Source organism: Weizmannia agrestimuris (assembly GCF_943193165.1).
GTDB classification, from domain to species: domain Bacteria; phylum Bacillota; class Bacilli; order Bacillales; family Bacillaceae_C; genus Weizmannia; species Weizmannia faecalis.
On the sequence record NZ_CALPDC010000004.1, the window covers coordinates 130,733 to 142,342 of the forward strand.

An 11,610-nucleotide genomic window follows, 5' to 3' on the forward strand; every position below is an offset into this window, starting at 1 on the left:
ATGAAACTCGATTTATTTGATTATGAACTGCCGGAAGAACTGATTGCCCAAACGCCTTTAAAAAATCGTTCGGACAGTCGGCTGATGGTACTGGATAAAAAAACAGGAGAAATTGAACACAGCGTATTTAAAAACATTACACAATACTTGCGCCCGGGGGACTGCCTTGTCTTAAACAACACAAAAGTGCTGCCGGCAAGGCTTTTCGGCATAAAAGACGAAACAGGCGCAAAAATTGAAGTGCTGCTTTTAAAACAGCTCGAAGGAGACCGCTGGGAAACGCTTGTCAAACCGGCAAAACGTGTGAAAACAGGGACGGTTGTCCGGTTCGGCGACGGGCAGCTTTCCGCCGTTTGTGCGGAGGAGCTGGACCATGGCGGCCGGGTAATGGATTTCCAGTACGAAGGAATTTTTTACGAAGTGCTGAATGAACTCGGAAAAATGCCGCTGCCACCCTATATTAAAGAACAACTCGAGGACCAGGACCGCTATCAGACGGTGTATGCAAAAGAGCCGGGTTCTGCCGCAGCGCCGACTGCCGGGCTCCATTTTACGGAAGCGTTATTGAAAGAAATTGAGGCAATGGGCGTGAAAATTGTCTATATTACGCTCCATGTCGGCCTTGGCACTTTCCGCCCCGTCAATGAGGAAAATATTGAAAACCACGATATGCATGCGGAATTTTATCAGGTATCAGAAGAAGCGGCCCGCACGATTACGGAAGTAAAAGAAAACGGCGGCCGTGTGGTCTCTGTTGGCACCACCTCCACCCGCACACTTGAAACGGTGGCAAGCGCCCATGACGGAAAAATCGTCGCCTCAAGCGGTTGGACGGATATTTTCATTTATCCGGGCTATCAATATAAAGCAATTGATGCCCTGATCACCAATTTCCACCTGCCGAAGTCGACGCTTATTATGATGGTAAGCGCATTGGCGGGAAGGGAAAATATTTTGCATGCCTACGAGACGGCGGTAAAAGAAAAATACCGTTTCTTCAGTTTCGGGGATGCGATGCTGATTAAATAGTGGAAGGAGCGCATCACTTGGCTGCCATTACTTATGAACTGATCAAAACGGAAAAGCATACGGGCGCCCGCCTTGGAAAACTCCATACGCCGCATGGCACCTATGATACCCCAATGTTCATGCCGGTCGGAACGCTCGCCACGGTGAAGACGATGTCGCCGGAAGAATTAAAAACAATGGGGGCCGGCACCATTTTGAGCAATACATATCATTTGTGGCTGCGCCCCGGGCATGATATTGTTAAAGAAGCAGGCGGGCTGCACAAATTTATGAACTGGGACCAGGCGATCCTGACCGATTCGGGCGGATTCCAGGTCTTCAGCCTGAGCAAGATCCGTGATATTACGGAAGAGGGCGTCCATTTTCGGAACCATTTAAACGGGGACAAGCTGTTTTTGTCGCCGGAAAAATCAATGGAAATCCAGAATGCACTTGGTTCTGATATCATGATGGCATTCGATGAGTGCCCGCCGTACCCTGCTTCTTATGAATATATGAAGCAGTCGGTGGAAAGGACATCGCGCTGGGCGGAACGCTGTCTTCGTGCGCATCGGCGTCCGGATGTGCAAGGATTATTCGGGATCGTACAGGGCGGAGCGTATGAAGATTTGCGGCTTGAAAGCGCAAATGCCCTTGTTTCGCTTGGGTTTCCGGGCTATGCGATCGGCGGCCTGTCCGTTGGCGAGCCGAAGGACGTGATGAACCGGATGCTCGAATTTACAACACCGCTACTTCCGGCGGACAAGCCACGTTACTTGATGGGGGTCGGTTCGCCCGATTCTTTGATTGACGGCGCCATCCGCGGCATTGACATGTTTGACTGTGTGCTGCCAACCCGGATTGCAAGAAACGGCACGGTGATGACATCAGCCGGCCGGCTCGTTGTCAAAAACGCGCAGTACGCCCGCGATTTCCGCCCGCTTGATGAGCATTGCAACTGTTATACATGTCGGCACTATTCACGCGCTTACATCCGGCATTTGATTAAATGTGGCGAAACTTTCGGAATTCGTCTGACCACTTACCATAATTTATATTTTTTGTTAAAATTAATGGAAAATGTAAGGCAGGCGATCCGCGAAGACCGGCTGCTTGATTTCAGGGAAGAATTTTTTGAGCAATACGGATTTAACCGTCCGGATGCAAAAAATTTCTAATACAAGCAACTAAAGAAGGGAGGATTCAGATGGCGTGGGCTCAGTTACTGCCTTTGGTGATTCTGTTTGTCCTGTTTTATTTCCTGCTCATCAGGCCACAGCAAAAGAGGCAGAAAAACATCCAGCAGATGCAGAGCAATCTGGCGAAAGGGGACAAAATTGTCACCATCGGCGGCTTGCATGCAACCGTGGATTCGATTGATGAAAATAAAGTCGTCTTAAGATGCGATAACGGCACGCGGCTGACGTTTGACCGCTCGGCGATCCGTGAAGTAACGGAATCCGTTGCAGCGAAAAAAGCAAAAGTCGAAAGCCAGAAAGCAGACAAAACAGTGGCAGAAAAAAATGCCGGAGAAACGAAATAAAAAAAGCGCCGTGTAATGCGGCGCTTTTTTTCAGGATTCCCGTGACCTTCCTGAGAAGAGGTTGACCCCTAAAATGCCCCCCATTGCGGCGACAACAATATAGCAAGCATGGTAAATGGCTTGTTTCACCGTAAAGAGTTCATCATAACCAAGGTACTGGACGAGAAAAACAATCGCTGTGTAGAGGATCCCCGTCAAACTGCCGAGGAGCCACCCTTTCTTTTTTCCTTTTCCGCCGCCGACGAGCCCCCCGAGAAATAAACTGAAAAAAGAAATCATCGTGACCGCCGTATGCAAAGCATGCTCCGTCATATCCGAAAACCGCAGAATCAGTGAAATCACGAGGCTTGATATGGCAAGCAGGACAAAAATGACGCCCAGCCCGTAAACAAGGCCGATACTGTATTTTTGCGCTCCGATTTTCATTCTCCCCCTTTGACAAGCTTTTTCCTCAGTACAAGCATATGCCTGGAAACAGCAAAAAGAACCGGGCAAAAGATTTTTAGAAAGTTTTTTCGCAGGCTGAGCATACTAAACATGATTTTGACCTTGACCGAACGGGGGGATTGGCGTTGGAAAATTTATTGATTATTTTTTTTCGGACACTGCTCATGTATGTTGCCATTCTTGTTATTTTCCGGTTAATGGGAAAAAGGGAGATTGGCGAACTAAACGTTTTGGATCTTGTTGTGTTCATCATGATCGGGGAAATGGCGGTCGTCGCCATTGAAAATCACAGTGAGCCCGTTGTAAATACCCTTTTGCCAATGGTTGTCCTGCTCGGCATCCAAATCGCGCTGGCACTTTTCTCGCTCCGCAGCAGCCGGATCCGCAAACTGATTGACGGCAAGCCGAGCATTCTCATCAATAAAGGAAAAATCGATGAAAAGGAAATGCGCAGGCAGCGTTACAATTTTGACGACCTTTTAATGCAGCTCCGTTCAAAAGATATTGATAATATTGCGGATGTGGAATTTGCGATTTTGGAAACTTCCGGGCAGCTGTCGGTGGTGAAAAAAAACAAAAATAAAAACAAACCGGCATCCTATACGGAACCGCTCATTGTCGGAGGGAAGATCCAGCAAAGCAATTTAAAGAAAAGCAACAAAACCGAAGCGTGGCTGCGCAGCGAGCTGCAAAAAAGAGGGTACGGGGATATCGCCCGGATTTCGTTTTGCAGTTATCAGGATGGCGCGTTTTATATTGATCTGGATGATGTGCAATAAGCCCGGCCGGAACATGCAGGGCCTATTGCTTTTTTATAACCATTTTTTGAGGATCGGAATATACATGAGATCGGACCGGCGGATCAATTTTGTCATTATAAGCAGCAGCGTATAGACGGCCACGGTCAAACAAATGCCCGCTAAAAGCCGCAGGAAAGATGCGTCTTGTGCCATCATACCGGTGAACCACCAGTGCCCGACCGCGCCGGAAACGACCGAAACGGCCAGAAGCTTGGCCCAGTCATGGACATACAGGGTAAACTGGATTTTTTTCAAAACGGTTGCAAAATGAAGAAATGTTACAAGCACCATTCCCGCCATGATGCCGATCGCGGCGCCGTTGATCCCGAACTCCGGGCGGGAAGCAAGGACAAAAATGGTGCCCAGTTTCACGACAGCCCCGATGATGCTGTTGATCATCGCCGCTTTTGCCAGATCCATTGCCTGCAGTGCAGCCTGGAGCGGCGCCTGGCATGCCTGGAAAATAAAAAACGGCGCCATGATTTTGATAAACTGTGACCCGTTTGCCGTCCCGTACATCGCCTGCATGAGCGGTTCTGCAAAGACATACAGGATGACAACCGAGATGCCGCCAGTTAAAAGGGAAAAACGCAATGCCTGCTGGAGCCTGTGTTCAACAAGTCTGGCATTTTTCCGGGAATTTGCTTCGCTGATCGCGGGCACAAGGGCGGTTGACAAGGAAACCGTGACAAAAGACGGGAGCATCAACAACGGCATCGCAAAGCCGGTTAAAGAACCGTACTGTTTTGTCGCAAGATGTGAAGCGACACCGGCAAGAGCAAGGCAGTGGGAGACGACAATCGGCTCGAGGAACCAGGAGAGATTGCCGATCAGCCGGCTCCAGACGGTCGGAACCGCCACGCGCATCAGTTCGTAAAACGTGTCTTTCCCCGATTTTACGGCTTTGAAAAAATGTTTGCGGACGCGAATCTGCTTTTTCAGTTTAAACATCGTAAACATATAAAGAAGGGATGACAGTTCTCCCAATATCGATGCAAACATCACCCCTGCTGCCGCATATTCAATCCCGTACGGCAGAAGCAAATTGGCAAAAAATGCGATCAGCATAATCCGCACACTTTGCTCGATGACCTGCGAGACGGCATAAGGCTTCATGTTTTGCTTCCCCTGGAAATAGCCGCGCAATACAGCGGAAACCGCCACAATCGGGATAATCGGCGTGATGGCGGCAAGCGGGTAATAGACGCGCGGATCTGTGAATAAATGATCAGCCAGATACGGCGCGAGTAAAATCAGCCCGGGCGTAAAAATGGCCGATAGCGAAATGGTAACCGTTAGGGAGATGACAAGAATTTTTTTAATTTTCGCCCTGTCCCCGACGGCGTCTGCTTCGGCAATACATTTCGAGATCGCGACCGGCAGTCCGAGCTGGGTTACCGTAATGACGAGCATTAAGGTCGGAAAAGCCATCTGATGGAGCCCGACACCCGTTTCCCCGAGCGACCGGGCAATGACAATCCGGTTGATAAAACCAAGCACCCTTGTTACAAAGCCTGCGGCGAGCAATATAATCGTTCCCCTTAAAAACTTGGACATTCTGTTAACCTGCCTTCTCAAATCCGCAATTTTCCTATACAATGATGTATATGCACGGTAATGGACAAGAATACATCAATGCCTAAGGAAAGGGGCAGAGCGTGTGAAGGACCGCCATCCTTATGAAAAATACTATAAAAAACTTGAACCTGCCGTAAAAAGCAAGGCGGAAGAACTGGCCGTCTTTGGCTACGGCGCGATTGAAGCGAGGGATGTCTGGGAATATTTAATCCGGAAAGTGTGGAAAAATCCGGATCCGGCGCATGTCCGTATGTATGCGCTTGTTTCCGACGTTTTATCGGTTAAGCCCGGCGATTTGATGAGTTTTAAAACCGTGGAAGCTTACCGTTCGCCAAACTGGTTTGCAGAGCTGGACGAAAAGGAGCTGGATGCGCTTTTTAACGGGGACAAGACGGAAGAATAAGCGGGCAAATAAGCAAAACCGGCTGCATACGGAATAATAAGAAAAATTGACACGCTTTTTGCCCTGCATCATAATAGAAATGATTCACGGGCGCATGCATTTTTTGGCATGTGATATGTTTTGATTCGCTAGGAGGCTGTACATAATGGTGAAAAGGAGCCGCATCGTTGCCTTCTTTCTCATTGTCCTGCTGTTTGCGGGATTAATAGGGGGAACGACGGATAAAATTGTCAAAAAAATTAACCTTGGCCTTGATTTACGGGGCGGGTTTGAAGTGCTTTACAAAGTGGAACCGGCCAAAAAAGGGCAGAAGATCGATAAAGCCGCGCTTGCGGATACGGCTGCCGCATTGGACCGGCGGATCAATGCGCTTGGCGTCAGCGAACCGCAGATCTCGGTCGAAGGCAATAACCGGATCCGCGTCCAGCTTGCCGGCGTGAAAGACCAGAACGAAGCGAGAAAGATGCTTTCGACAACTGCCAATCTGACATTCCGTGACGTCAATGACAAAGTGATGATGGACGGGACAGACCTTGTGCAGGGAAAAGCGAAACAGTCATTTGACCAGAACGGCAAACCGGATGTTGTCCTGCAGTTAAAGAGCCGGAAAAAGTTTGCCGACGTCACGAAAAAAATTCTGGCGATGGCACCAAATAACCAGCTTGTCATCTGGATGGACTTTCAAAAAGGCGATTCCTATAAAAAAGAAGTGGCGAAGAAGAATCCAAAATTTTTGTCCAATCCGAGTGTGAATTCTGTTTTAAACACAGACCAGGTTGAAATTACCGGGAACTTTACGGTAAAAGAAGCGTCCAATCTTGCAGACCTCTTGAATGCAGGAGCGCTTCCGGTGAAGCTGCACGAAATCTATTCGACCTCTGTCGGCGCATCTTTCGGGCAGGAAGCGCTGCATGACACGATTCTTGCCGGGATAATCGGCGTTGCAGCCATTTTTCTCTTTATGATCGGCTACTACCGTTTTCCTGGTTTTATCGCATGTATTACGCTGTCCGTTTATATTTTCCTGATTTTGCTCATTTACCGTTTAATGGGCGCGGTTCTGACGCTTCCCGGGATTGCTGCGCTTGTTCTCGGGGTCGGGATGGCGGTCGATGCCAATATTATTACCTACGAGCGGATTAAAGAGGAACTGCGCGTCGGAAAAAGCGTGAAATCCGCGTTCCGGGCAGGGAACAAGTCATCGTTCGTGGCCATTTTTGATTCCAACTTAACGACGATTCTTGCGGCGGTCATCCTCTTTTATTTCGGGACAAGCTCGATCAGAGGCTTTGCAACAACATTGATTATCAGTATTCTGCTCAGCTTCCTGACGGCGGTTTACGGCTCGAGATGGCTGCTCGGCCTCTGGGTGAACAGCAATTTTCTGAAAAAGCGGCCGCACTGGTTCGGCGTGAAAAAATCGGCGATCCACAATATTGCTGAAAACATTGATACGCATGATTTGAAAACGAAATTTGACTGGTACGACTTTGTCAAGCACCGCAACATTTTCTTTACGATTTCAGCTGTGCTGATCATTGGCGGGTTTATTCTCCTGTCTATTTTCAAATTGAATCTGAGCATTGATTTTTCGAGTGGGACGCGCATTGAAGTCAGTTCAAATCAAGCACTCAGCCAGCAGGAGATTCAGCGCGACCTTGACCATCTGCATTTGAAATCGGAAGATATTGTGATGCAGGGGACCAACCGGCATCATGCCGTGATCCGGGTGAAAGGCTCGTTCAGCGATAAAGAGAAGAGCACGCAAATCAACCAGTATTTTACAGAAAAATACGGGAAGAGCCCGAGCATCAGCTCCGTTTCGCCGACAGTCGGGAAAGAGTTGGCCTTAAGCGCCGTGTATTCTTTGCTGTTGGCGGCAGTCGGCATCATTATTTACGTGGCCTTCCGGTTTGAATGGAGAATGGGGGTTGCCTCCATCGTCGCACTCTTCCATGACGCCTTTTTCATGATCGCCTTTTTCAGCATCACAAGGCTTGAGGTCGATGTCACATTCATTGCGGCGGTCCTGACGATTGTCGGTTATTCCATCAACGACTCGATTGTCACATTCGACCGGATCCGCGACAATTTAAACCGGCGGCGGAAAATTAAAACCGCGAAGGAAATTCATGATATTGTCAATGCCGGGATCCGCCAGACACTGGCCCGGTCGGTCAATACCGTTTTGACCGTGCTGATGACGTCCGTGGCCCTGGCCATTTTCGGCAGCGAATCGATCCGCAATTTCTCGATCGCGCTGATTGTCGGGTTGATTACCGGGACATACTCGTCTATTTTCATTGCCGCACAAATCTGGTTTGTACTGAAAAAACGGCAGCTGAAAAAACATGGCGCCATCGTCATTCAAAAAGCGCGGCGTACCCGCGCGGATGAACCGCAAGTATAAGAAAAATGCAGGCGAAATGCCTGCATTTTTTGTAATGACAGTTTTCCGCCGAAACGTTATAATAAAGTATTGTGAAAGAGGTGGAGATATGCTGCAGTCAAGAACAAGATGGCGGGTGCCGGAAATGGAACCAAAAGCAGCCGCAACGATCTCGCAACAATTGAACGTTTCGCCACTTGTTTCAAAATTGCTTGTAAACCGCGGCATAACGGATGTTGAAGAAGCGCGGTCTTTTTTATTCCATGAAGGGCTAGCGTATTATGATCCGTTTTTGCTGCATGATATGGAAAAAGCAGCGGCCCGCATCCGCGAAGCGATTAAAAGAGAAGAACCGGTTCTCGTCTTCGGCGATTACGATGCGGACGGCGTAACGAGCACTGCCATCATGATGGCCGTTTTAAACGATCTTGGCGCCCATGCTGAATTTTACATCCCGGACCGGTTTAAAGAAGGGTACGGGCCAAATGAAGCGGCTTTCCGGCGGGCGGCTGAAGAGGGTTTTCAGCTGATCATTACCGTTGATACCGGTATTGCCGCTGTCCACGAAGCGGAAGTGGCCCGCGAACTCGGGATCACGCTCATTATTACGGACCATCACGAACCTGGGCCGGTATTGCCGGAAGCTTTTGCCATCGTCCATCCGAAGCATCCGGAAAGTACATACCCGTTCCGGGAACTGTCGGGCGCAGGCGTCGCTTTTAAAGTCGCCCATGCGCTGTACGGCAAAGTGCCGGAACAGCTTGAAGATTTGGCCGCTATCGGGACGGTCGCGGATCTTGTGCCGCTTCTAAACGAAAACCGGCTGATTGCCATAAACGGCATCAAACGGCTGAGAACGACAAAGCGGGCGGGGCTAGTGGCGCTGTGCCGGTGTGCGGATATCCGCCAGGAAGAGATCAATGAAGAAACCATCGGCTTTGTGCTCGCCCCCCGCTTAAATGCGGCCGGGCGCCTGCAACATGCGGCACCGGCAGCGGAACTGCTAATGACCGAAGACACAGAAGAAGCCGGGATGCTCGCTGAAACGATTGACGGCCTCAATAAAGAACGGCAAAAAATCGTAAACGACATGACAAATGAAGCAATCGAACTGGTGGAAGAAGAAGTGGAAAAGGGGGCGCGTGTCCTTGTTGTCGGGAAAGAAGGCTGGAATGCCGGCGTAATCGGCATTGCCGCCTCGCGCCTTACAGAACGCTTTTACCGGCCTGCGATTGTGCTCAGCTTTGACCCGGAAACAGGGCTGGCAAAAGGATCGGCGCGCAGCATTGACGGCTTCCATATGTTTAACGAATTATCGAAATGCAGGGATATTTTGCCGCATTTTGGCGGGCATCCGATGGCGGCGGGGATGACGCTTTCTTTATCCGATGTGGAGGAACTGCGGCGCCGGCTGAACGAACAGGCCGCGGCATTGCCGGACGAGATGTTTGTGCCGGTTACGAACATCAGCGCTGAAATTTCCATAGAAGAAGCGGGGATGGAAGCGATCCGCGAAATGGCATTGCTCTCGCCGTTTGGCACGGCGAATCCGAAGCCGCTTCTGTTGCTGGACGGGGCCGAATGCCCGCAAATCCGGGCGATCGGCGCAGACGGGAAACATTTGAAATTGACGCTTTCTAAAAACGGCACAACGCTCGATGGGATCGGCTTCGGGCTCGGGAATCTTGCCCCGCATATTTCCCCTTCTGCCTGCATATCGGTTGTCGGGGAGCTGTCCATCAACGAATGGAACAATATCCGTAAGCCGCAAATGATGGTGAAGGATATCAAAATCACAAACTGGCAATTGTTTGATTTCAGGGGCAACAGGCCTTTAAAGCAATGGGCACGGTACGTCCCGGAAGAAGACCAGGCTTTTGTTGTCTTCCAAAAAGAAACATTGCGGAACCTGCCGCTGCCGGATTTTTCCGTCCGCCTTGTGTCGGTTGCGACAATGGAAGAGGCAAGGGCATTTGATCCTTCAAATAAAAACATTGTGTTTCTGGATCTTCCGAAAGGCCCGCGGATGATGGCGGCACTGCTTGAGGGCGGTTCGCCGGCCAGGATTTATGCGTATTTTTACCATGCCGGGAACCACTTTTTCAGCACGTTCCCGACACGCGAACATTTTAAATGGTTTTACGCTTTTCTTGCAAAAAGGAAAACGTTCAACCTAAAGCAGCACGGGGATGAGCTGGCGGCTTATCGCGGCTGGTCGAGAAATACCATCGATTTTATTTCGCAGGTGTTTTTTGAACTTGATTTTGTTACAATAAAGGATGGATTTATTTCCCTGAAAGCAGCCAAACAAAAACGCGATTTAAAGGAATCTCTTACGTATCAAAAAAAACTAGCACAATATCAAATGGAAAAGGACCTGCTGTACTCATCTTTCCAGGAGCTGAAGATGTGGTTTGACCAAATGATCAAGCCTGCTGTACAGTATGAGGAGGAAACAGCAAAATGGATTTAAAACAATATATTGCACTCGTCCCGGACTGGCCTAAAAAAGGCGTGATGTTTAAGGATGTGACGCCTTTGATGAATAACGGGGATGCGTTTAAATATGCGACGGACCAGATCGTCCAGTATGCGAAAGACAAACAGATTGATCTCGTGGTCGGCCCTGAGGCGCGCGGCTTTATTATCGGCTGCCCGGTCGCATACGAACTTGGCGTCGGCTTTGCCCCGGTCCGCAAAGAAGGCAAACTGCCGCGGGAAACGATCCGTGCGGAATATGATCTCGAATACGGAAAAGCGGTGCTCACGATCCATAAAGATGCGATCAGGCCGGGCCAGCGCGTTTTGGTTACGGACGATCTTTTGGCAACAGGCGGCACGATGGAAGCAACCGTCCGGCTCGTTGAAGAACTGGGCGGGGTTGTAGCCGGCCTTGCTTTTTTAATTGAATTGAATTATTTGCACGGCCGAGATAAACTGAAGGGCTATGATATCCTCACCCTGATGGAATACGAGAATGAATAAATTGTAAGGAAATCGGCAAAATTGTCGGTTTCTTTATTTATCCTTCATCCGGATGAAATGACGGGCCGGTTTTGTCCGTACTGGGAAAAACCGGCTGTTTTCGCCAAATTTCTTCCATTCTGTGTCATTTACTTTACAATCTTCTTTTTTTTCATGATAATAATGTCAATATCTCAACTTTCGCAGACTGAAACAGGTAGGTATACCTTGATATAATTCGGCAGACCCGCAATCCATTGTTGTAGTTGACTTTTGATCAGTTGTTGAATTTTCTTATTACTTTTATCCAGAGTATCTTCAAGAATCTCGACTAACTGCTGCAATGCAACAGCCCAATCAAGGTCATCTATTTCATCACATAATTCATAAAACATGCCACTTAATGTTCTGTCATCTACACTGCAACGGTTTTGCCATGACAAGACAATATACCTTGCAAACACAATGGTCGTGTGGC

10 protein-coding genes and 1 pseudogene are annotated in these 11,610 nt (G+C 49.0%); 8 read left to right on the forward strand and 3 right to left on the reverse strand.

All coding sequences use genetic code 11. From position 1 onward, the window contains the following. The 3 genes from queA to yajC are packed head-to-tail and all read left to right on the forward strand — an operon-like array spanning position 1 to position 2,551. Positions 1-1,029: a tRNA preQ1(34) S-adenosylmethionine ribosyltransferase-isomerase QueA gene (queA, locus tag NFR98_RS03905; RefSeq protein WP_014097882.1), complete on the forward strand. Its 1,029-nt coding sequence runs from the start codon at positions 1-3 to the stop codon at positions 1,027-1,029. A 17-nt stretch (positions 1,030-1,046) separates the two neighbouring features. Then, positions 1,047-2,186 carry a tRNA guanosine(34) transglycosylase Tgt gene (gene tgt, locus NFR98_RS03910; RefSeq protein ID WP_014097883.1) on the forward strand — a complete coding sequence of 380 codons (1,140 nt, stop codon included), beginning with the start codon at positions 1,047-1,049 and terminating at the stop codon, positions 2,184-2,186. A 29-nt stretch (positions 2,187-2,215) separates the two neighbouring features. Further along, complete coding sequence (yajC, locus tag NFR98_RS03915) at positions 2,216-2,551, forward strand: preprotein translocase subunit YajC (protein WP_014097884.1); 336 nt, start codon at positions 2,216-2,218, stop codon at positions 2,549-2,551. Positions 2,552-2,581: 30 nt separating this feature from the next. Here yajC and NFR98_RS03920 read toward each other — a convergent pair whose 3' ends face one another. Further along, the gene (locus NFR98_RS03920) at positions 2,582-2,977 is read right to left on the reverse strand and encodes a TIGR04086 family membrane protein (RefSeq protein WP_014097885.1); all 396 of its coding nucleotides are present in this window, start codon (positions 2,975-2,977) and stop codon (positions 2,582-2,584) included. 146 nt (positions 2,978-3,123) lie between these two features. On the opposite strand from NFR98_RS03920, the gene NFR98_RS03925 reads away from it, so the two are divergent. Continuing rightward, the gene (locus NFR98_RS03925) at positions 3,124-3,777 is read left to right on the forward strand and encodes a DUF421 domain-containing protein (RefSeq protein ID WP_014097886.1); all 654 of its coding nucleotides are present in this window, start codon (positions 3,124-3,126) and stop codon (positions 3,775-3,777) included. A 33-nt stretch (positions 3,778-3,810) separates the two neighbouring features. Here the strand turns inward: NFR98_RS03925 and spoVB are convergent, their stop codons facing one another. Beyond that, on the reverse strand, positions 3,811-5,355 hold the full coding sequence (gene spoVB / locus NFR98_RS03930) for a stage V sporulation protein B (RefSeq protein ID WP_017551049.1): 1,545 nt from the start codon (positions 5,353-5,355) through the stop codon (positions 3,811-3,813). A 103-nt stretch (positions 5,356-5,458) separates the two neighbouring features. On the opposite strand from spoVB, the gene NFR98_RS03935 reads away from it, so the two are divergent. From NFR98_RS03935 to NFR98_RS03950, 4 genes are all read left to right on the forward strand, one after another. Then, positions 5,459-5,779, forward strand: a complete 321-nt coding sequence (locus NFR98_RS03935) for a post-transcriptional regulator (protein ID WP_017551048.1) — start codon at positions 5,459-5,461, stop codon at positions 5,777-5,779. A 145-nt stretch (positions 5,780-5,924) separates the two neighbouring features. Continuing rightward, positions 5,925-8,189: a protein translocase subunit SecDF gene (gene secDF, locus NFR98_RS03940; RefSeq protein ID WP_104851462.1), complete on the forward strand. Its 2,265-nt coding sequence runs from the start codon at positions 5,925-5,927 to the stop codon at positions 8,187-8,189. 88 nt (positions 8,190-8,277) lie between these two features. Continuing rightward, positions 8,278-10,641, forward strand: coding sequence for a single-stranded-DNA-specific exonuclease RecJ (gene recJ / locus NFR98_RS03945; RefSeq protein WP_071451949.1), 2,364 nt, complete (start codon positions 8,278-8,280; stop codon positions 10,639-10,641). Then, positions 10,632-11,153 carry an adenine phosphoribosyltransferase gene (locus NFR98_RS03950; RefSeq protein WP_014097892.1) on the forward strand — a complete coding sequence of 174 codons (522 nt, stop codon included), beginning with the start codon at positions 10,632-10,634 and terminating at the stop codon, positions 11,151-11,153. Before recJ ends, NFR98_RS03950 begins: the two co-directional genes overlap by 10 nt. A gap of 173 nt (positions 11,154-11,326) precedes the next feature. Here the strand turns inward: NFR98_RS03950 and NFR98_RS03955 are convergent. Next, positions 11,327-11,610 (reverse strand): annotated as a pseudogene (locus NFR98_RS03955) (IS4 family transposase); the annotation flags it as partial.

Bases quoted from the DNA above. Each gene is read 5' to 3' on its own strand.
- queA (WP_014097882.1), top strand. From the start codon at position 1: ATGAAACTCGATTTATTTGATTATGAACTGCCGGAAGAACTGATTGCC.
- yajC (WP_014097884.1), top strand. From the start codon at position 2,216: ATGGCGTGGGCTCAGTTACTGCCTTTGGTGATTCTGTTTGTCCTGTTT.
- NFR98_RS03920 (WP_014097885.1), bottom strand. From the start codon at position 2,977: ATGAAAATCGGAGCGCAAAAATACAGTATCGGCCTTGTTTACGGGCTG.
- spoVB (WP_017551049.1), bottom strand. From the start codon at position 5,355: ATGTCCAAGTTTTTAAGGGGAACGATTATATTGCTCGCCGCAGGCTTT.
- secDF (WP_104851462.1), top strand. From the start codon at position 5,925: ATGGTGAAAAGGAGCCGCATCGTTGCCTTCTTTCTCATTGTCCTGCTG.
- recJ (WP_071451949.1), top strand. From the start codon at position 8,278: ATGCTGCAGTCAAGAACAAGATGGCGGGTGCCGGAAATGGAACCAAAA.
- NFR98_RS03950 (WP_014097892.1), top strand. From the start codon at position 10,632: ATGGATTTAAAACAATATATTGCACTCGTCCCGGACTGGCCTAAAAAA.